Raw genomic sequence first — 20,689 nt, forward strand, 5'->3', positions numbered from 1 at the left:
ATTTACGTTTATTTGCACTTGCTTTAACATGCGTAGAATCAATAAATACATGTTCAGCACTAATCAACTTTTTATCAGAAGCTTCTTTTAGAATGCGGTAGAAGATTTTTTGAAATAGATCTGTATCCTTGAAACGTCTTTCATAGTTTTTTCCGAAGGTTGAGAAGTGGGGGACTTTATCATGAAACCCAAAACCTAAGAACCAACGATAAGCAAGGTTTGTTTCAATTTCTTCAATAGTTTTGCGCATAGAGCGAATACCGAAGGTATATTGAATAAAAGCCATCTTAATTAATACAACAGGGTCAATACTTGGACGACCACGTTCAGATGAATACATATTCTCAACTAATTTATATATAAATGAAAAATCAATAGCAGCTTCTATCTTACGAACCAAGTGATTTTCAGGAACCAGCTGGTCTAAAGTAATCATTTCTAATTGATCTCGATTTACTTGTGTATTTTTAGTAAGCATTTCAATATCACCTCGATATTCTATGACATAATTATACAAAAAATGTCGACAAAATCCTTTAAAAAAGGATTTTGTCGACAGTCTGAAATAATCCGACAAAAAGTCGGATTATTTTTATTGATATATGTGAACAAATGGTTCCTTTTCATTCGCTTTTCGGACAATAAGCGATTCAGGGCCATCAACAGAGGTTACACTCACAGTGACAGAAATATATTCTGGAAAATGCTCCATCACTAGACCTGTTACATATTGTGTGAAACCGATCCCCTCTGTTTTTCCATAAAATTGGATTGGGATGGTAATATTCAGTTCATGCAACTGGTCACCTACATAAAAAGCTCGCCCAATCACACCGTTAAAGTTAGGAAAATATTTTTCTACATCTTGCTTAAAGTTTTTAAAAGCAATGACATCATCTCTATGGGCTTCCTCTGCTTTGCTTGAAGGGAATAAGAAGTATTTTTCATTAATAGGTTCCCATCCATTAATGGTTGAACTTCCTTTATCCACCGTTGTATAGGCGAAGAAATTCCCAGGTACAACTGATGTTTTGCTCTCTTGGGCAAACAGACCAATAGTGATTGGAATATCAGCAAGGTTTTTCATATTACGAATTCTTTTCACTACTTCCTCCGCTATTTTTTTCCCTTCTCGCACCATATCATCATGGTCAATTTTCTGTTCTTTTTGGATCGTTCCACCGTTTTCAGCTTGAATTTTATAATAATAGGTTGAATTTAAGGCAAGCCCAATGGTCATGCCAGCAAGTGAAACATTTCCGTCATCGTCTTTTGTTAAGTAGTCATGTTCTAAAATATGAGCTAAATAGATGGGGCTGCTCGGTTCGCCAACAGGGCCCGTGTCTACCGGGTTTAAGCCAATATTTTCAGATTCTTTTATTCCATTAGCCTTGGCTTGTTCTGGCGTATATTTACGATTAAGCCACTGTTTAATGGTCTTTTCCTTAATTTCCTGACCCTCGCGAAAAAAATACTTTTCTGTATCAAAACTATTTTGCGCAATTCTCATTAACCCGATCTCGAATTCATTTAAGTCAAATCTTGTATTTATATTATTAACCACCAAACCGCGCGCTGCTCCTGATTCAAAGGGCAAAATAGTTCGATAATAATTATCAGAAATATTATACTTTGGAATAATCGCCTTTCCTTTATCCTTCTCCTTTGTTTGGACTACTTCATTTTGTTTTCCAATGCTTGGTGCACAAGCACTTAGCAGAAAGATAAGAGAGAGTGCGACCAATGAGAGTTTTCTCACTTTGTTCCACCTCTACTTATTTAATTCTTCAAGAAGCTTCTCCTCGTCCCAAACTTCTATTCCCAGCTCTTGTGCCTTTGTGAGTTTCGATCCTGCCTCTGTTCCAGCTATGACAAGATCGGTCTTTTTGCTGACACTGCCTGTAACCTTACCACCAAGGGCTTCAATTTTTTCTTTCGCTTCATTTCTTGTTAACTGTTCTAATTTTCCTGTAAGGACAACTGTTTTTCCTGAAAAAATGGAATCGGATTCCTGAGCCGAAACAGGTTTTGCCCCTTTATATTCCATGTTTACACCAACGGCTGATAACTCCTGTAAAAGTTCTTTCGCTTCTTCTTGTTCAAAAAAGCTCACAATCGAATCAGCCATTTTATTACCAATCTCATTAATGGCCATTAACTGTTCTTTTGAAGCAGAGGCCAACTTTTCCATGGTGCCGAATTCTTGTGCCAATGTTTTTGCTGCTTTTGCTCCAACATGACGTATACCAAGGCCAAATAAAAGTTTTTCTAGTGAATTACTCTTTGAAGCTTCAATAGCCTTTAACAAATTGGATATAGATTTTTCTCCCATCCGTTCAAGTCCAATAAGCTGTTCTCTTGTCAGTTTATAAATATCAGCGACATTGCTGATTAATTGATTGGCAAAAAGCTGGCTGATGACTTTTTCTCCCAAGCCTTCAATATTCATAGCATCTCTTGAGACAAAATGAATTAATCCTTCACGAATTTGGGCCGGACATTTCGGATTAATACAACGTAAGGCAACTTCTCCTTCAAGACGGACGAGCTCACTTTCACATTCTGGACAATGAGTCGGCATGTAAAAATCTTTCTCTTCACCCGTACGTTGATCAGCCAGTACATTAACTACTTCCGGAATAATATCTCCGGCTTTTTTAATAACTACTTTATCTCCGATTTTTATATCTTTTTCCCGGATTAAATCTTCATTGTGCAAGGATGCCCGCTGAACAGTAGTACCAGCTACTTTGACTGGCTCTAAAATGGCTGTTGGCGTAACTACTCCTGTTCTACCGACACTTAGTTCAATGTCCTTTAATGTAGTAATTACTTCTTCAGCAGGAAATTTATAAGCAATGGCCCAGCGTGGGCTTTTGGCTGTTGTTCCAAGTGCTGCCTGCTGAGCAAAAGAATCCACCTTTATAACAATCCCATCAATTTCGTATGGCAGATGTGGACGTTTCTCTACCCAGCTATTAACAAACTCGATGACATCTTCGATCGTTGCACACTTTTTCCGTTCCTTATTTGTTTTAAATCCAAGCTGATCTAAGTAATCTAGTCCTTCACTATGGGATTCAATCCCTATTTCTGAGACATTTCCGATCCCGTATAAAAAGATATCTAACTTTCTTGAAGCGGCAATTTTCGGGTCCAACTGACGGAGTGATCCTGCTGCCGCATTGCGAGGATTGGCAAATAGCTCCTCTCCCCGCTCCTTCCTTGCCTCATTCAATGCTTCAAAGGAACGCTTAGGCATAAAAGCCTCACCACGAACTTCAATAGAAACAGGTTCTGTTAAACGGAGTGGAATCGACTTAATTGTTTTTAGATTTGCCGTAATATCTTCTCCAATAGTCCCATCACCACGGGTAGCACCTTGTATAAATAATCCGTCCTCATATCGCAATGAAACAGCTAGACCATCAATTTTCAGCTCACATACATAGGAAAAATCATTGCCAACAGCTTGCCGGATACGGCGGTCAAAATCCCTAAGGTCTTGTTCATTAAACGCATTTCCCAAGCTTAACATCGGTGTCCGGTGTTCAACTTTTTCAAACATGTCAAGGACAGCACCGCCCACCCTTTCGGAAGGTGAATCCGGTGTTTTCAGTTCAGGAAACTGCTCTTCAAGCGCCAAAAGTTCCTGCATTAAGCGGTCATATTCCGCATCAGGAACGGACGGTTTATCTAAAACATAATATTCATAGCCATATTGGTTTAATAAGTTTCGTAATTCAATGATTCTCTTTTCAGCGTTTCGCAAATCCATAAATCCAGCCCTTTCCTAACAAATTCCACCGTTTTATTAAAAAGCATGACTGTTGATTTTTGCTGCTAACTTGCAAACTTTCAGGTATTTTTCTCCTTATACTTTTTTAATCGGAGCAAATTTAGCCAAAAGGCGTTTGATACCCGTTGGACTTGGAAAAGCAATATCAAGCTCGGTTCCTTCCCCTTCGCCTTTGACACTTACCACTGTTCCGACTCCCCATTTACCGTGTTCGGCTTTATCGCCAACCTTCCAGACTACATCATTACCGCTAGAAGTTGCTGAAACGGGACGCATTACTGGTTTTCTAGGAGAGGCTGATGAAAAACCTCCTCCGCCAAAAGTACTTGTGGCCATTTTATACGAAGGCCCCGACGAACCGAATCCTCTAGACCCAAATGATGAATTCCTTATTACAGGTTCAACTTCTTCTAAAAGATCTTCAGGAATTTCACTTATGAAACGAGAAGCCGGATTCATATTGGTACGTCCAAATAATGTTCTCATTTTGGCGTTTGTCAAGAATAGGCTCTCCTCTGCCCTTGTAATCCCGACATAAGCAAGACGGCGTTCTTCTTCCATTTCGGCTTCTTCTGTAAGCGATCGAGTATGCGGGAATACTCCTTCTTCCATCCCGATAAGGAAAACGACCGGAAATTCAAGCCCTTTTGCGGAGTGCAAAGTCATCAGAACAACGGCATCTGCCTTTTCTTCATCATCATCCATGGAATCGATATCAGCTACAAGAGCCAAATCTGTTAGGAACGCCACCAAACTCTTATCCTCATTGGTTTCCTCAAAGTTTTTGGTTACCGATAAAAATTCTTCTAAGTTTTCAATACGGCTTTGAGCTTCCAGTGACTTTTCCGCCTTTAGCATGTCCAAATAGCCGGTTTTTTCAAGAATTTCTTCAACCAATTCCGTGACAGAAAGATACTCCTGCATTTGTGTATAGTTTTTTATTAAATCCCGAAACCCAGCGGCAGCCTTAGTGATTTTCGGGCTTAAGCCAATTAATTCAATGGACTCGAGTGCCTGAAAAATAGACATATCATGCATCGCTGCGAAGTCAGCAATTTTGTCAAGAGAACTGGAACCTATTCCGCGCTTAGGTACGTTGATGACTCGGATCAAGCTGATATCATCGTCAGGATTGGAGATGAGGCGCAAATAGGCAAGCATATCCTTTATTTCTTTTCTGTCATAGAATTTCGTACCGCCAACAATCGTGTAGTTTATGTTTGATTTTAAGAGTACTTCCTCCATTACACGGGATTGAGCATTCGTCCGATAAAGAATGGCCATATCGGATAGTTTATGTCCGCCTTCACGGGTAAGTTCTTTAATTTTTCCAGCAACAAATTGTGCTTCCCCTTGCTCACTGTCCGCACGGTAATAAACAATTTTATTTCCTTCCGGGTTTTCTGTCCATAAGTTCTTCGGCTTCCGATTTAAATTGTTTTCAATGACCTTATTTGCCGCTTGGAGAATTCTTTTCGTAGAGCGGTAGTTTTGTTCAAGGAGTATAACCGTAGCATTGGGGTAATCTTTTTCAAACGAAAGGATATTGGTAATATCCGCCCCTCTCCACCGGTAAATGGATTGGTCGGAATCCCCAACAACGCATAGGTTTTTGAAGCGGTTAGCCAACAGCTTTACAAGCAAATATTGAGCTTTGTTCGTATCTTGATACTCATCTACATGAATATACTGAAACTTACGTTGATAATATTCAAGTACTTCCGGAACACGCTGAAACAATTGAATAGTTTTCATAATTAAATCGTCAAAATCCAGCGCCTGATTTTTCCTCAGCTTTTTCTGGTATTCCTCATATATTTCGCTTACGACCTGTTCATAGTACCCACCAGCCGTTTTCGTATATTCCTCCGGTGTAATAAGCTCATTTTTAGCCGAACTAATCGATCCCAAAATCGCACGAGGATCAAATTTTTTCGGATCAAGGTTTTTCTCCTTTAATATTCCTTTTATTACTGATTGTTGATCTCCAGTGTCTAAAATTGTAAAGTTTCGGTTAAAACCAATCCGATCGATATCTCTTCGAAGAATTCTTACGCACATGGAGTGAAACGTGGAAATCCAGATGTCATTAGCAGCACCGCCCATCATCTTTGCAATTCTTTCCTTCATTTCTCGAGCTGCTTTATTGGTAAAAGTGATCGCCAATATGTTATACGGGTTTACTCGCTTTTCCACAATTAAATAAGCAATCCGGTGAGTTAATACTCTCGTTTTACCACTTCCCGCGCCGGCCATAATCAATAACGGACCTTCTGTAGTCTTCACAGCTCTTTTCTGCTCGGGGTTTAAGCCGTTTAACAATTTATCAGTTAAATATTGCAATTTTTTCACCACCAGAAACAAACATTTGTTCTAATTTTATCATTTATCCCTCTTTCAAGCGAGTTCTAGCGGACACTGTTTACTGTCTCTAAAGCTTGATCTAGGTTCTCATAAATGATGTTTCCTACTACAATTACATCGGCGTGCTTAGCCATTTCTTGAGCCTGCTCCAATGTAGAAATTCCTCCACCATAGAAAAGAGTCGTGTTTTTAAGCTGTTTTTTTACTTCGGCCACGAGCTCTGCATCGCCCAATTTTCCACTATATTCGATATAAAATATAGGAAGCTGAAACATCTTTTCAGCCATCATTGCATATGCCTTTACATCATCTTTCATTAAATCGACCTTTGCCGAGGTCAGCTTGGCCGCTTTGCAATCACCATTAAGAATGCAATAACCCTCCATGACAATTTCGTCCCAATTCATGATCTCTCCAAATTCCTTCACAGCCTGATGGTGAAGACCGGTAATCCATTTTGGGTCATTGCTGTTTAGTACAGTCGGGATAAAGTAAAGATCAAATCCCGGTGTAACCGTTTCTATTCTCGAAACCTCCAAGACACATGGAACGGTATAGCGGCGGATTCTCGCCATTAAATCCAGAACATTTTCAAGGGTTACCCCATCTGTTCCACCGACAATTACAGCATCTGTTCCAGACTCGCATATCTTTTCGAGATGTTCATCGGAAATTTCTTTATTTGGATCAAGTTTAAACACATGACGCCATTCACGAAAGTCATACATATATGGAGCCTCCCTTAAATCTTTCCATTAAAACATTATAGCATTAGCCTAATCGATACAAAAACAAAACAATGAATCTATAATTGGAAAATCAGGGCAACGCCGCCCATTCAAAAAGAAAAACCGAAGAGTACTCTCTTCGGCCGGATTATACTTCTGAAGCTTTACTATTCTCTTCTTCTTTAATACGTTCTAACACCATTTCATAACTATCATTTCCAAAATTCAAGCATCGCTTCACCCGTGAAATAGTAGCTGTACTTGCTCCTGTTTCTGCTTCAATTTTATGATACGTATTCCCTTCACGAAGCATTCTTGCCACATCTAAACGTTGAGCCAATGCTTGAATTTCATTGATTGTGCATAAATCATCAAAAAAACGATAACATTCTTCCAAATCCTTCAGTGAAAGGACTGCTTTAAATAGTTGATCCAATTCTTTGCCTCGTAATTTATCTATTTGCATTTACTTTACTCCTTTACCGATCAGAATTTATTGGCCATCGAATGAAACGCTTTCTGATAATCGCGGTACCACATTGACCCATGTTTTTCCTGGAACGAGTGGAACCTCATTGCCATCCTTAACTGGAATGATCCTTCCTTCTTTATTTTCCCAGGTTATTTCATTCACTTTTCCCATCTGAAATAAATAAGCTTTTCCACCCGTTGCTAAGTCAATCTCCCTACGGCCTTCTGAATCAATCACCTTATGTTCAGCCTCAATGATGAAAATATTATCGAGCAGCACTGGTTCCTTGGAGTCCAAATCAATCGTTAGTTCTCCTCCAGAAAACCTTTTGTACTTACCCAAACTAGGATCAAACTCATAAGTCGAATTGGAAGTTCCTCTTTTGGAATAAGTAACCTTGATTATTTTTGCCTCACTACCTGTTAATGCAGTTTGTTGTTCTTCCGTTAAAAAGTGAAAACTTGGCGGAGTTTCGTCCATGGAGTAATTTTTCAACTCCACCCCTTTTAATACATTTTCATAAGTAATATAAGAATTATGTGGTGCTTTACGGGAAGTGGACCGTTTGAACAATGTACCATCATAAGCTATTCCGTTTATATTATCAATATAATTGCTTTCAAGCATTTTCTTGGCTTCTGGGCTGTATCCGTGAGCAATAAATAAGGCTTTTAACCCCTTGGCAAGCTCAATGTAGTAATCTCTTGCACTTCGTACCGGTCCTATATTAACCGGCATTTCACTTTGAAATACAGCAAGGAAGCGTGTCACATCCCCTTCCGCCAAAATTTCATAGATGAGATCAGCTTTATTTAATCCTGATTGTGGCCTTGCTTTAGGATGATTGTTAATCATAACCGCCACTGCTCTTCCATCCGTTTTTTCTTCAGATTTCTTACCTGTTAGTGGATAAGAATAAGCAGGCTCTTGATGTTCCTCTTCCTGTCCAGTCACGTGGTCAACCACTTTTCCATTCTCTTTCGGCTTTTCTACTGATTTTTTCTCACTACATCCAGTAAGCAGCATTAGAAATGCTGCTGCAACAATAGCCCACTTTTTCATGCCTTATCCCCCTATATCCCTTCCCGGTCACCTTTCTTTCATACTTTAAAACTTTAATTAATTATAGTTTAACGCATTATTGAAGGAAAGAGTACCGTTTTTTTCATAACATCATACATTCCTTGTTGAGTAATTCGAATGTATGGCAAATGAGTCGAAGAGAAGAATAGTAAACTGTAAATGGGATCAGAGAAAGAATAACCGCGTTTGGCCAACTCTTCGAACAGCCTTTTTTCCTGGACCATTAAATCTTCAATAAATAGATCTGACATGATGCCTCCTAAAGGAAGCGGCAATTCACATACGATTTCTCCATTTTCTACTAAAACAATTCCCCCGCCTAATTCTCTCATTCTATTAAAAGCAAACATCATGTCATGTTTATTTTTCCCTATTAAAATAATATCGCCTGTATTTGAAAATGAACTAGAAAGTGCTGACAAATTAGTTGCGAAACCTTTTAATAATGTGTTAATTCTCCATTTTCCCTTTCGGTCAATCAATGTAAAGAAACATTCATCATGATCGTTTGAAAGATGATCACCTGACACATCAATGGAAATGGAATACGGTTTGGTAATAACTGAATTTTCCATTTTTATTCCAAAAGGCATTGAAAATTGCAGATCATCCATCGATAATTCCCAATCCAATTCCATTGACTTTAATCCATACTCGATCCAATCAATGGCTGGATATGCATCCTCCACCTTTAATCCATCTCTCTTTACCCATTTTCCTTTTGCAAGGACGGAAACAGGAGTAGGGTTTTCCATACTTGATAAAAAGTTGATATTCGCAACCCGGCCGGTAGCAATCATCCCAATTAAATAATCGATATTGTAGTATCGAGCAATATTAATAGTAGCCATATTATAAGCATCGATAGTCGGTATCCCTTTTTCAATGGCCATCCGAATCATATGGTCAGTCATCCCCTGCTCGTAAAAGGAAGATGAAGAACCATCTGTATTAAAGATGAATCGATCATAAGTGTCAATCCCCAACCTCTTCAAATCATCCAAAAGGGTTGGCAAGTCAGGCCGTATAGACGAATGCCTCAAAGATACCATATATCCCTGCATTAATCGGTGATAGACCTCTTCTCCTGTCATTGCTTCATGGTCGCAATCTGCCCCAAGCAGCATCATTTTCGCCAATGTTTTTTCAGAAGCGCCTGGAAAATGTCCTTCAATTTTCTTACGCAAACGCTTGGCTTCTTGAATCCAATGAAGCATCATGTCATCACCATCAAGCAGCTTCGGCCAGCCGGTCAACTCTCCTCCTTGCAGCACGGCATCATGTTCAAGCCACGACTTAACATTACTGTGTGAAAATTTTTCTTCCTCATTTAAAATCTCTGTTTGGGAGTCAAATCGACACCACCAAAACATCGTAGTTGGAATTGTACGAAGATCTCTTAATAATGAAAACGCTTCCCTTTTCTTAAAGTTTAAAGCAAGGGCCATATTGTCATTAATTAGTGTAGTTGTACCAAATTGCGATGCATAAGCAGCAAGTGTATGGGGATTATATAATTGAAACGGATGTGCATGTGGTTCAATATACCCTGGTACAAGAATTTCGTTCGTACAATCGATGATTTCACAATTATTTAATAATGAAGGCATTTGATCTCCTACATAAACAATCCGATCTTCATAAATCCATATATTAGCTCTCATCCACTTTCGAAACGTCTGATTTAAATATAAGGCGTTTTTCAACAAAATGGTGGGAGAAGCCTTCCCATCCAAAACGGATACATGCATGCGTAATTGTTTATTTTTCCAGCGGTAACGTTGCTCAAGCATACACAGTCCCTCCCTCTTAAATTGTTCTATATATATAAAATGATTCATTAATTTCAATAAAGAAAACCCTTACAAAATTATACTACCATATTTCATCTATTTAAGCAGTGAAGAATTGATAAATAATGTAAAAAAGTTGTGAAAGGGTGAACAAAATGAATGTAAAACCAAATATCGGAATATTAAATGCGCTAGTTCGCATCACACTTGGCTTAACCTTCTTATCTTGGAGTACTGCAAAAATGGTAAAATGGCCATGGAAGGATTCGTATTTTTTGGTAGCCATTTGCTCGGCTATGAAGGTAGCTGAAGGAATTGTCCGTTACTGCCCGATGACGGCATTTCTGCAAAAATGTCAGGGGATGACAAAGGAATCCGATTCTGTATCCACAAATACCGATAGCAAAACAACTGATGAGATGGTACCGTATAACCCGACTTAATCTTTATTAAGGGATACCAGTAAAGTATCAAAGGGCTGCCAATGGACAGGCAGCCCTTGAAAGGAAGATGTGATTGAGGAATAGTTCTTTCAACTATCGTTTGCTCTTATTGGAATTGTCAGTAGCCTTATTACTTTACTTTTTGATCATGCATGTGCAATAGCTTTCGAACCAATGTCCTTTCGATAAAACACTCCATCACAGTTCAATTTTTTAAGCTCATTGTACACTTTATCCTTGGCTTCATGGAGAGTGCCAGCCTTGGCACCAACAAGGAGGACGCGACCGCCTGCAGTGACCAATTCATCTGCATCGTTTTTTGCCGTCCCTGCATGGAATACATAAGTAGTTGTATCCATTTCAGATAGTCCCTTTATGACGGCACCTTTTTGATAAGCCTCAGGATACCCATTGGAAGCAACAATTACTCCAAGCATTGCTTGATGATCCCAATTAAGCTCCGGACAGCCACCATCCAAAAGCTCTAAAATGACTTGAACTAAATCAGATTTTAACCTTGGCAAAATCACCTGTGTTTCTGGGTCTCCGAAACGGGCGTTAAATTCAATGACTTTAGGGCCGTCTACTGTCTTGATAAGGCCCGCGTATAAAATTCCAGTAAAACTCCGTCCTTCAGCAACCATCGCTTTAGCAGTAGGAATTAAAATCGTATCAACTGCTGTCTTTACGATATCTGAGCCAATTTGCGGGACAGGTGAGTAAGCACCCATACCACCTGTATTTGGACCTTGATCACCATCAAACGCCCGCTTATGATCTTGGGCGATTTCTAGTGGAATAACCACGTCTCCGTTTACAAAAGCCATTAAGGAAAATTCCTCACCGCTTAAAAATTCTTCTATTACCACTTGGGAAGAGGCATCACCAAACTGTTTTCCCAAAAGCATACTTTCAAGGCTTGCAATTGCTTCCTCTTTAGTCATAGCGACGGTAACCCCTTTTCCTGCCGCTAGTCCGTCCGCTTTTATCACAATAGGCGCGCCCTTTTCTTCCACATAAAGCCGAGCTTCTTCAAAGTTAGTAAATACCGCATAATTAGCCGTTGGAATTTGATATTTTTTCATTAATTCTTTGGCAAATGACTTGCTACCTTCAATTTCCGCCGCTACTTTACAAGGACCAAAAACCTTTAAACCGGCGTCCAAGAATCGATCTGCCAGTCCTTCAAGCAACGGAACCTCAGGTCCAATAATGGTTAAACCAACCTCTTTATCTTTTGCAAACTGAATTAGCTGATCATGGCTGGACTCCTCAATCGGTACAAGCTCTGCCACATCTGTCATTCCAACATTACCTGGTGCAACATAAACTTTCTCTACCAATGGACTTTCACTGACTTTTCGGCAAATCGCATGCTCACGACCACCGCGGCCAATCACTAAAACCTTCACCATTCTTCACCTCGGATTAATGTTTGAAATGTCTTACCCCAGTAAACACCATGGCAATTCCATATTCATCAGCTTTCTTTATGGAATCTGCATCACGGATGGAGCCGCCAGGCTGAATAATCGCAGTGATACCTGCTTTCGCTGCAGCTTCTACTGTATCATCCATTGGGAAAAAGGCATCAGAAGCAAGGGCTGCTCCTTCTGCTTTGCTGCCCGCCTGCTTAAGCGCAATTTCTGCTGCACCGACACGGTTCATTTGTCCAGCGCCGATCCCAATTGTCATATCCTTTTGAGACACCACAATAGCATTGGACTTGACATGTTTTACAACCTTCCAGCCAAGCTTCAAGGCTTCCCACTCTTCATCTGTTGGCTGTCTTTTGGTTGGGATGGTGATATTGGCATCATCTAAGGTGAAACAGTCTTGATCTTGTACAAGTAATCCACCCTCAATGGAAGTTAATTTCTTTTCCTTTTTAGACCCATGATCAAACGAAATAGTTAAAAGACGCAAATTCTTTTTGGCTGTCAACACTGTCAGCGCTTCTTCTGTAAACGATGGAGCAATAATAATCTCTAGAAAAATTTCATGCAATTTCTTGGCTGTTTCCACATCCACTTCACGGTTCAAGGCAATGATTCCACCAAAAATAGATACAGGGTCTGCTGAAAAAGCTTTCTCAAATGCCTCAAACAAGGTTTCCCCTGTTCCGACACCGCAAGGATTCATATGCTTCACCGCGACTGCCGCTGGCTTTTGGAATTCCTTCACAATTTGCAGAGCCGCATCCGCATCATTGATATTATTATAGGATAGTTCCTTTCCATGAAGCTGTTTGGCATAGGCAATCGAGAACTTAGAGCCAAGTGGTTTTTGATAAAATGCTGCCTGTTGATGTGGATTTTCACCATAGCGTAGAGGTTGCTTTAATTCATAAGTAACCGTTAATTTTTCTGGCGTTTCCTCCTGCGCTAGGTTCGTCATGTATTCTGCAATTAACGCATCATAAGCTGCTGTATGTCGGAAGACCTTGGCCGCTAACCTTCTTCTCGTTTCAAGTGTAGTTTTACCGTCCGCTTTTAATTCTTCAAGTACCGTCCTATAATCAGCCGGATCAACCACAACTGTAATATAGTCATGATTTTTCGCAGAGGCACGAAGCATTGCCGGTCCACCAATATCAATATTTTCTATCGCATCCTCCACTGTAACATCCGGCTTTTCAATTGTCTGCTGGAATGGATATAAATTGACACAAACAATCTGAATTGGGTCAATTCCATGCTCTTCAAGCTGCTTTCTATGGTTTTCATCATCCTGTTTAGCCAGCAGGCCACCATGAATCATTGGATTTAACGTTTTGACACGTCCCTCTAATATTTCTGGAAACCCAGTAACATCGCTAACTCCGATTACCGGTATCCCTTGTTCCTCAAGCATTTTTTTCGTACCACCGGTAGAAATAATTTCAAAGCCTAAGCTGGCTAATTCCTTAGCAAATTCACCTACACCACTTTTATCTGAGACACTAATTAGCGCACGTTTTTTTGTCATGATTTACATCCTCTCTTGTCAACAGCATTTGCAGTATCGATGGATAAAGCTTATGTTCTTTCTCTTGGATTTTCTTTTGCAAGCTTTCTCTAGTTTCATTCTCTTCAATCCGTACCCGTTCTCTTACAATGATAGGGCCTGTATCCATTCCTTCATCCACATAATGAATGGTCACACCGCTCCATTTTGCTTTTGCGGCTAATGCTTGGCCAATCGCATCTTTGCCCGGAAAGTCTGGCAGAAGTGAAGGATGAATATTTACAATTCGTCCCTCGTATTCTTTAAGAAGAGTCGGCCCGATCAAACGCATATAACCAGCTAGTACAATGAGGTCAATATTTCTATCCTTTAAAAGCATAACAATTTCTTTTTCAAAATCAGCTTTGGTTGGATAGTCTTTCGGATTAAACACGAAGGTTGGAATTCTGGCTTGATTCGCTCTTTGGACCACATAAGCTCCCGGCTTATCACAAACAAGCAAGGAGAGGTTCGCTGTTATTTCACCCGCTTTAACGGCATCAACAATAGCTTGAAAATTACTTCCACTCCCTGATGCAAATACCGCAAAATTTTTCATAGGAGGCCACCACGTCCATTAATGATGATGCCTTCTTGATCGGTTACCACACCGATTTTCTTTGCCGTTTCGCCACATTGTTGAAAATGCTCAAGTACCGCATCCGCATCTTTCGGTTCGACGGCAATTACCATTCCGATCCCCATATTAAAAATGTTATACATTTGGCTGTACTCAATTTGTCCAATCTCGGAAATCAGTTTAAAAATATTTGGAATGTCCCAGCTTTTTTCATTTATTTCCGCCCCAAGACCAGCTGGCAACATTCTCGGGATATTTTCTATAAAACCGCCGCCAGTGATGTGAGCCATGCCTTTGACGTTAACTTTCTTCAATAAAGACAATATCGGTTTTACATAAATTTTTGTTGGCTTCAATAGTTCTTCACCTAAAGTGCAGCCAAGCTCATCGACAAACTCAATTAATGACCAATTATTAAAAACTTTCCGAACAAGAGAATAGCCATTACTGTGTATGCCGCTTGAGGCTAGCCCGATAAGAACATCTCCCGGTTTAATAGATTCTCCGGTAATCAATGCCGATTTTTCACAAACTCCTACCGCAAATCCGGCAAGATCATATTCATTTTCCCGATAGAGTCCCGGCATTTCCGCTGTTTCTCCCCCGATCAATGCACATCCAGCCTGCTCGCATCCTTCAGCAACACCTTTGACAATCGCCTCGATTTTTTCAGGAACGGCTTTACCGCAGGCAATATAATCTAAAAAATATAGTGGCTCTGCCCCTTGAACAACAATATCATTCACACACATCGCCACTGCGTCCATTCCAATCGTATCATGACGGTCCATCATGAAAGCAATCTTAAGTTTCGTACCGACCCCATCGGTGCCTGACACCAATACAGGTTCTTTGACATTTAAGGCAGATAGGTCAAACATGCCACCAAAGCCACCAAGTCCTCCAAGCACGCCGGCTCTGGCTGTTTTTTGCACATGCTTTTTCATTCTTTCCACCGCTTCATAGCCTGCTTCGATATCTACACCTGCTTGTTTGTATGCATTTGCCACGGCTGTCACCCCTTTTGGTAGTAATATTGCAGTGTATCAGAATAAATTTCGGTCGGGTAATCACCGGTAAAACATCCCGTGCAAAAACCTTGAGTTCCTTCTGTTTGGCCAAGCGCCTTCATCATGCCTTCAAGGCTAAGAAATGTTAAAGAGTCGGCACCAATGATCTGTCTAATCTCTTCGACCGATTTATCAGAAGCAATTAATTCCTCTTTCGTTGACGTATCAATTCCGTAAAAACAAGGATTTTTAATTGGAGGAGAGCTGATTACCACATGCACCTCTGTTGCTCCCGCTTCTTTCAGCAGATTTACAATCCTTTTGCTTGTTGTTCCACGAACAATTGAGTCATCCACCATAATAACCCGCTTGCCCTCCACAACTCCGCGTACAGCTGAAAGTTTCATTTTTACCCCTTGCTCTCTGAGGGATTGAGAAGGTTGGATAAAGGTTCTTCCGACATATTTGTTTTTAATTAGGCCCATTTCATAAGGTATTCCCGCTTCCTCCGCATAACCAATCGCTGCAGAAATGCTTGAATCCGGAACACCCGTAACGACATCCGCATCAATTGGCGCCTCAAGAGCCAATATCTTGCCCATGTTTTTACGAGCGGTATGGACATTGATTCCTTGAATATTGCTATCCGGTCTTGAAAAATAAACATATTCCATTGTACAAATAGCTTTGGTTGAACTGTGGGAAAACCTTTCGGACGTCAGTCCTTTCTCGTTAATAATCAAAAGTTCCCCAGGCAAAATATCACGGATATACTCTGCACCGATTACGTCGAAGGCACAAGTTTCTGATGCAACCACATAGGCGTCCCCAAGACAACCCAATGACAACGGCCTTAGTCCATGTGGATCAAGAGCCACCATTAATTCATTTTCAGTTAAAATTAAATAGGCATATGCTCCTTTTAACATGGAAAGAGCATTTTTCACCTTATCGCTCATATTGGAAAAACCACTTCTTCTTATCAAATGGGCAAGCACCTCTGAATCGGAACTTGTTTGAAAAATGCTACCTTGAGCTTCAAGTTGATGCTTAAGAGAATTAGCATTTACCAGATTTCCATTATGAGCCAATGCTAGGCTTCCGCTTTGCGAGCGGAACAAGAGCGGCTGGACATTTTCATAGCCACCACCACCTGCTGTGGCATAACGAACATGGCCAATAGCAGTTGTACCGGTTAATTCCGCCATGCGATCTGCTGTAAAAATTTCCGTTACTAACCCTTCGCCTTTTACGCATTTTAGAGATTTTCCATCAGAGACCACAATGCCGGTCCCTTCCTGGCCGCGATGTTGCAAGGCATGCAGCCCGTAATACGTAAGCTGGGATGCATCTTTATGTCCCCACACACCAAACACACCACATTCTTCATTTAATCCCTTGATTTCAGCAAGCATGGGATGGCTCCTTTCCAGGCGGCTTTTAATTCTTCTACTGAAGCTTCAAGTACAGGCTGATTGTCCGCCATCACGCGTAATGTGCCTGACTCATTGACTTCTCCAATCAGCTTGGCATCTACTAAACTTTCAAACTCTGCTTGATGTTCCCTTTTTACTGATAAGAGGAAACGGGATTGTGTTTCACTGAATAAAGCAGAGACAGGGTTTCCGGTAATGTTAACTTCTGCTCCAAGTCCGCCTTCGGTAAACAGGCATTCCGCCAAAGCCGTTCCTAATCCACCTTCTGATACGTCATGGGCAGACTGCACCACACCAGCACGAATGGCCGTCAAAATTTGACTTTGTCTTTCTTTTTCTAGCTGGATATTTAATTCAGGTGCCTTACCAAAAATTCGTCCATGAACGAGTTTTTGCAACTCGCTACCACCAAATTCATCCTTCGTTTCACCGACTAAATAAATTAGGTCTCCTTTTTGTTTAAAATGTTGGGTAGTAATATGATCAAGATCAGTCACAAGGCCAACCATACCGATAACCGGCGTTGGATAAATCGCTGTACCGCTTGTTTCGTTGTATAAAGAAACATTTCCTCCAATGACCGGAGTGTCGAGTACACGACAAGCCTCACTGATTCCGTCTGCTGCTTTTTCAATTTGCCAGAACACTTCCGGCTTTTCTGGGTTTCCAAAGTTGAGATTGTCCGTGATCGCCAATGGCTCTGCTCCGGAACAAACAATGTTACGTGCCGCTTCTGCTACTGCAATTTTCCCACCAGTTTCCGGGTCTAAATAGACGTAGCGGGAATTACAATCCGTGGTCATCGCTAAAGCTTTACGAGTACCGCGAATTCGGACAACTGATGCATCTGAGCCTGGTGCAACTACGGTATTCGTACGAACCATGTAATCATATTGTTCATATACCCATTCCTTGCTTGCTATCGTCGGCTGGCTCAAAAGTTTTAATAAGGTATCTTTTAAATCATCTACTTGTGGAATCTCAGGCTTCATTCCTTGGAATTCAGCAAAGTAGGCTGGTTCCTTTGATGGCTTATGGTAAACCGGGGCATCCTCAGCTAAAGCATCTACTGGGACATCGGCAACAATTTCTCCATTATGAATCAGTCGAAGTCTTTTATCATCGGTTACTTTACCAATAGCAACAGCTTCTAAATTATATTTGTTAAATAAATCAACGATCTCCTGCTCGCGACCTTTTTTAACGACAATCAACATCCGTTCTTGCGATTCAGAAAGCATCATTTCATAAGCAGTCATTCCAGTTTCACGCTGTGGAACTAAATCTAGATTCATTTCAATTCCCATACCTGCTTTGCTCGCCATTTCAGCAGAGGAACTAGTTAAACCAGCCGCACCCATATCCTGAATGCCAACTAAAGCATCTGATTGTACTAACTCTAAACATGCTTCCAATAGAAGTTTTTCCATAAACGGGTCGCCAACCTGAACAGCTGGGCGGTCTTTGTCCGATTGTTCTGTTAATTCTTCTGAAGCAAATGTAGCCCCGTGGATACCGTCACGGCCTGTTTTTGCACCGACATACATCACTGTATTGCCTACACCATGTGCCTGACCCTTTTTGATATCCTTATGATCAATTAGACCGACACACATAGCGTTGACAAGAGGATTTCCTTCATAAGAAGAATCAAACTGCACTTCGCCCCCAACAGTTGGAATTCCAATACAGTTTCCATAACCAGCAATTCCGGCAACTACTTCTTTAAATAAGTATTTCACCCTTGGTGACTCTAGTTCCCCAAAACGAAGGGAGTTTAATAGAGCAATTGGGCGTGCCCCCATTGAAAAAACATCGCGAATAATGCCACCGACACCTGTAGCCGCTCCTTGATATGGTTCAATTGCTGACGGATGGTTATGACTTTCGATTTTAAATACCACCGCCTGTTGGTCGCCTATGTCAACAATACCTGCCCCTTCACCAGGTCCTTGAAGGACGCGTTCACCAGTGGTCGGGAATTTTTTTAGCACCGGCTTAGAGTTCTTATAGCTGCAGTGTTCGGACCACATGACAGAAAATAACCCTGTTTCCGTCCAGTTTGGTGTCCGGCCAAGAATGTTTTCAATCATCGCAAATTCATCATCTGATAATCCCATCTGTTGATATAGTTTTTCTGTTTTAATCTGTTCCGGATTTGGTTCAAGCTTTAACAACATGTGCTTCCCTCCAAGTTTTTACGATTGATTGAAACATTTTTAGACCGTCTGCACTGCCCAACAGCTCATCAACCGCCCTCTCAGGATGCGGCATCATTCCTAGAACATTGCCTTTTTCATTAATAATTCCAGCAATATTTTCCAGACTTCCGTTAGGGTTTTGCTCGTATGTGAAGACGATTTGGTTATTAGCTTTTAAGCGCGCAAGAGTATCTTTATCACAATAATAGTTTCCTTCCCCGTGTGCGACAGGGATGGTGATGGTTTGCCCTAGTTCGTATTCTCCTGTAAACATGGTTTGATTGTTTTCAACCTTTAATTGCACTGGCTTGCAAATAAATGAAAGGCTTTCGTTTCGTCTCATTGCCCCAGGTAGCAAGCCTGATTCGAGCAAGATTTGGAATCCATTACAAACACCAAGTACTGGTTTCCCATCATTTGCCGCTTTAACCACCTCTTGCATTACTCTACTAAAGCGTGCAATGGCTCCTGAACGAAGGTAGTCTCCATACGAAAAACCGCCAGGGAGAAGGATTCCATCATATTCCTCAAGGCTTTCTGTATCATGCCAAACATATTCGACTTCTTCCCCGAGTTCATCCTTAATCGCATGGTACATGTCTATATCACAATTGGATCCAGGAAAGACGATGACCGCAAATTTCACTGGGCTACAACCTCCTCTACTTCGTAACGGTAATTTTCAATTACCGGGTTCGCGAGCAACTTGCTGCAAATCTCATTCACAACTTCATCGATATCACGATCTGACTTTTCAATAGTCAATTCCATATATTTACCAATGCGGACATCCGCCACTTCCGGATAATTTAAGGAGTGAAGTGAGTTAGTAACCGCCTTTCCCTGAGGATCCAATACGCTTTCTCTTAAAGTGACAAATACCTTAACTTTATACATGCTGATGACCTCCAAGTCTTTTAAAAATAGTTTCATAGGCTTCAGTCAAACTTCCTAAATCGCGACGAAATACATCTTTATCGAGCTTTTCATTGGTTTGCTTATCCCATAGTCTGCAAGTGTCAGGTGAAATTTCATCTGCGAGTAAAATTTGCCCCTCGCGATCTTTACCAAATTCAAGCTTAAAATCGATGAGGTTGATGCCAAGTTCATTGAAAAAGCTGGATAAAACAGTATTAATTTGTAAAGCTTTTTCACGTAAAATATTGATTTCTTCAGCAGTTGCCGCTTTGATTTCAAAGATGTGGCTCTCTGTAACGAGCGGGTCTCCTAAACGGTCGTCTTTAAGATAAAATTCAACGATAGGTGACGAAAGCTGGCGGCCTTCTTCAATTCCCAATCTTTTGGAGAGTGTTCCAGCTGCTGTATTGCGGACAACCACCTCAAGCGGGATAATCGTTACCTTTTTAACTAGCTGTTCAGTTTCTGATATGCGCTTGATAAAATGTGAGTCAATCCCTTTTTCTTTCAGTTTTAAAAATATCAAACTAGTAATCTCGTTATTTAGACGGCCTTTACCGGTAATCTCAGCCTTTTTTTGTCCATTAAAGGCGGTGGCAGAATCCTTGTATTCAACAAGGACAATCTCCGGATCTTCTGTTTTATAAATCCGTTTTGCCTTTCCTTCATAAAGCAATTCTTTCATCGGACACACTCCTTATTCTCAATATTGGGAATATTTTTGATAACAAAGGGGCCTTCCCAAATTGGTAATGCCCCTCATGTATAATTTTTGTTTAGAGCAGGGAATTTTTAATATAGGACAGGGAGAATTTTCCATCCCCTATTAGCTCTATGTTCAGCCGCCCATTTTTTCAAATTTAAGTCGAATAGCTCC

General features: G+C 40.7%; 18 protein-coding genes. 1 reads left to right on the plus strand and 17 read right to left on the minus strand.

The window, feature by feature from the left end; all coding sequences use genetic code 11:
• The 8 genes from G4Z05_RS14875 to G4Z05_RS14910 all read right to left on the minus strand — a co-directional run.
• On the minus strand, positions 1 to 478 hold a 478-nt coding region (locus G4Z05_RS14875), incomplete at its 3' end, for a transposase (protein ID WP_205597402.1).
• 114 nt (positions 479 to 592) lie between these two features.
• On the minus strand, positions 593 to 1,759 hold the full coding sequence (locus G4Z05_RS14880; protein WP_163252586.1) for a CamS family sex pheromone protein: 1,167 nt from the start codon (positions 1,757 to 1,759) through the stop codon (positions 593 to 595).
• Between the two features lie 12 nt (positions 1,760 to 1,771).
• On the minus strand, positions 1,772 to 3,778 hold the full coding sequence (gene ligA / locus G4Z05_RS14885) for an NAD-dependent DNA ligase LigA (RefSeq protein WP_163252587.1): 2,007 nt from the start codon (positions 3,776 to 3,778) through the stop codon (positions 1,772 to 1,774).
• 96 nt (positions 3,779 to 3,874) lie between these two features.
• On the minus strand, positions 3,875 to 6,142 hold the full coding sequence (gene pcrA, locus G4Z05_RS14890) for a DNA helicase PcrA (protein WP_163252588.1): 2,268 nt from the start codon (positions 6,140 to 6,142) through the stop codon (positions 3,875 to 3,877).
• A gap of 65 nt (positions 6,143 to 6,207) precedes the next feature.
• Entirely contained in the window at positions 6,208 to 6,891 is a 684-nt protein-coding gene (gene pcrB, locus G4Z05_RS14895; protein ID WP_163252589.1) for a heptaprenylglyceryl phosphate synthase, read from the minus strand.
• Between the two features lie 148 nt (positions 6,892 to 7,039).
• Positions 7,040 to 7,357, minus strand: a complete 318-nt coding sequence (locus tag G4Z05_RS14900) for a YerC/YecD family TrpR-related protein (RefSeq protein WP_038538878.1) — start codon at positions 7,355 to 7,357, stop codon at positions 7,040 to 7,042.
• A gap of 27 nt (positions 7,358 to 7,384) precedes the next feature.
• The gene (locus G4Z05_RS14905) at positions 7,385 to 8,425 is read right to left on the minus strand and encodes a DUF3048 domain-containing protein (RefSeq protein WP_163252590.1); all 1,041 of its coding nucleotides are present in this window, start codon (positions 8,423 to 8,425) and stop codon (positions 7,385 to 7,387) included.
• Between the two features lie 68 nt (positions 8,426 to 8,493).
• Positions 8,494 to 10,239 carry an adenine deaminase C-terminal domain-containing protein gene (locus G4Z05_RS14910; protein ID WP_163252591.1) on the minus strand — a complete coding sequence of 582 codons (1,746 nt, stop codon included), beginning with the start codon at positions 10,237 to 10,239 and terminating at the stop codon, positions 8,494 to 8,496.
• Positions 10,240 to 10,394: 155 nt separating this feature from the next.
• Here G4Z05_RS14910 and G4Z05_RS14915 point away from each other — a divergent pair, with 155 nt between their 5' ends.
• Positions 10,395 to 10,682 carry a YgaP family membrane protein gene (locus tag G4Z05_RS14915; RefSeq protein ID WP_163252592.1) on the plus strand — a complete coding sequence of 96 codons (288 nt, stop codon included), beginning with the start codon at positions 10,395 to 10,397 and terminating at the stop codon, positions 10,680 to 10,682.
• Between the two features lie 146 nt (positions 10,683 to 10,828).
• Here G4Z05_RS14915 and purD read toward each other — a convergent pair whose 3' ends face one another.
• Genes purD through purC form a run of 9 tightly spaced genes read right to left on the minus strand, consistent with a single transcriptional unit; the run spans position 10,829 to position 20,497 of the window.
• The gene (purD, locus tag G4Z05_RS14920) at positions 10,829 to 12,094 is read right to left on the minus strand and encodes a phosphoribosylamine--glycine ligase (protein ID WP_163252593.1); all 1,266 of its coding nucleotides are present in this window, start codon (positions 12,092 to 12,094) and stop codon (positions 10,829 to 10,831) included.
• Between the two features lie 16 nt (positions 12,095 to 12,110).
• Positions 12,111 to 13,649, minus strand: coding sequence for a bifunctional phosphoribosylaminoimidazolecarboxamide formyltransferase/IMP cyclohydrolase (gene purH, locus G4Z05_RS14925; RefSeq protein WP_038538866.1), 1,539 nt, complete (start codon positions 13,647 to 13,649; stop codon positions 12,111 to 12,113).
• Entirely contained in the window at positions 13,624 to 14,226 is a 603-nt protein-coding gene (gene purN, locus G4Z05_RS14930; RefSeq protein WP_038538863.1) for a phosphoribosylglycinamide formyltransferase, read from the minus strand. Before purN ends, purH begins: the two co-directional genes overlap by 26 nt.
• On the minus strand, positions 14,223 to 15,257 hold the full coding sequence (purM, locus tag G4Z05_RS14935) for a phosphoribosylformylglycinamidine cyclo-ligase (RefSeq protein ID WP_163252594.1): 1,035 nt from the start codon (positions 15,255 to 15,257) through the stop codon (positions 14,223 to 14,225). Before purM ends, purN begins: the two co-directional genes overlap by 4 nt.
• A gap of 5 nt (positions 15,258 to 15,262) precedes the next feature.
• Positions 15,263 to 16,672, minus strand: coding sequence for an amidophosphoribosyltransferase (gene purF / locus G4Z05_RS14940; protein WP_163183416.1), 1,410 nt, complete (start codon positions 16,670 to 16,672; stop codon positions 15,263 to 15,265).
• Positions 16,648 to 18,873, minus strand: a complete 2,226-nt coding sequence (gene purL, locus G4Z05_RS14945; RefSeq protein WP_163252595.1) for a phosphoribosylformylglycinamidine synthase subunit PurL — start codon at positions 18,871 to 18,873, stop codon at positions 16,648 to 16,650. Before purL ends, purF begins: the two co-directional genes overlap by 25 nt.
• Positions 18,857 to 19,540: a phosphoribosylformylglycinamidine synthase subunit PurQ gene (gene purQ / locus G4Z05_RS14950; RefSeq protein ID WP_163252596.1), complete on the minus strand. Its 684-nt coding sequence runs from the start codon at positions 19,538 to 19,540 to the stop codon at positions 18,857 to 18,859. The genes purL and purQ overlap by 17 nt, the downstream gene beginning before the upstream one ends.
• On the minus strand, positions 19,537 to 19,791 hold the full coding sequence (purS, locus tag G4Z05_RS14955; RefSeq protein ID WP_163252597.1) for a phosphoribosylformylglycinamidine synthase subunit PurS: 255 nt from the start codon (positions 19,789 to 19,791) through the stop codon (positions 19,537 to 19,539). Before purS ends, purQ begins: the two co-directional genes overlap by 4 nt.
• Positions 19,784 to 20,497, minus strand: coding sequence for a phosphoribosylaminoimidazolesuccinocarboxamide synthase (purC, locus tag G4Z05_RS14960; RefSeq protein WP_163252598.1), 714 nt, complete (start codon positions 20,495 to 20,497; stop codon positions 19,784 to 19,786). The genes purS and purC overlap by 8 nt, the downstream gene beginning before the upstream one ends.
• Positions 20,498 to 20,689: the final 192 nt, after the last annotated feature.

Source organism: Neobacillus thermocopriae, assembly GCF_010975035.1.
GTDB lineage: Bacteria > Bacillota > Bacilli > Bacillales > Cytobacillaceae > Neobacillus > Neobacillus thermocopriae.

Bases quoted from the DNA above. Each gene is read 5' to 3' on its own strand.
- purF (WP_163183416.1), bottom strand. From the start codon at position 16,672: ATGCTTGCTGAAATCAAGGGATTAAATGAAGAATGTGGTGTGTTTGGT.
- purN (WP_038538863.1), bottom strand. From the start codon at position 14,226: ATGAAAAATTTTGCGGTATTTGCATCAGGGAGTGGAAGTAATTTTCAA.
- G4Z05_RS14900 (WP_038538878.1), bottom strand. From the start codon at position 7,357: ATGCAAATAGATAAATTACGAGGCAAAGAATTGGATCAACTATTTAAA.
- G4Z05_RS14905 (WP_163252590.1), bottom strand. From the start codon at position 8,425: ATGAAAAAGTGGGCTATTGTTGCAGCAGCATTTCTAATGCTGCTTACT.
- purS (WP_163252597.1), bottom strand. From the start codon at position 19,791: ATGTATAAAGTTAAGGTATTTGTCACTTTAAGAGAAAGCGTATTGGAT.
- ligA (WP_163252587.1), bottom strand. From the start codon at position 3,778: ATGGATTTGCGAAACGCTGAAAAGAGAATCATTGAATTACGAAACTTA.
- purC (WP_163252598.1), bottom strand. From the start codon at position 20,497: ATGAAAGAATTGCTTTATGAAGGAAAGGCAAAACGGATTTATAAAACA.
- purL (WP_163252595.1), bottom strand. From the start codon at position 18,873: ATGTTGTTAAAGCTTGAACCAAATCCGGAACAGATTAAAACAGAAAAA.
- purH (WP_038538866.1), bottom strand. From the start codon at position 13,649: ATGACAAAAAAACGTGCGCTAATTAGTGTCTCAGATAAAAGTGGTGTA.
- pcrB (WP_163252589.1), bottom strand. From the start codon at position 6,891: ATGTATGACTTTCGTGAATGGCGTCATGTGTTTAAACTTGATCCAAAT.
- G4Z05_RS14915 (WP_163252592.1), top strand. From the start codon at position 10,395: ATGAATGTAAAACCAAATATCGGAATATTAAATGCGCTAGTTCGCATC.
- G4Z05_RS14910 (WP_163252591.1), bottom strand. From the start codon at position 10,239: ATGCTTGAGCAACGTTACCGCTGGAAAAATAAACAATTACGCATGCAT.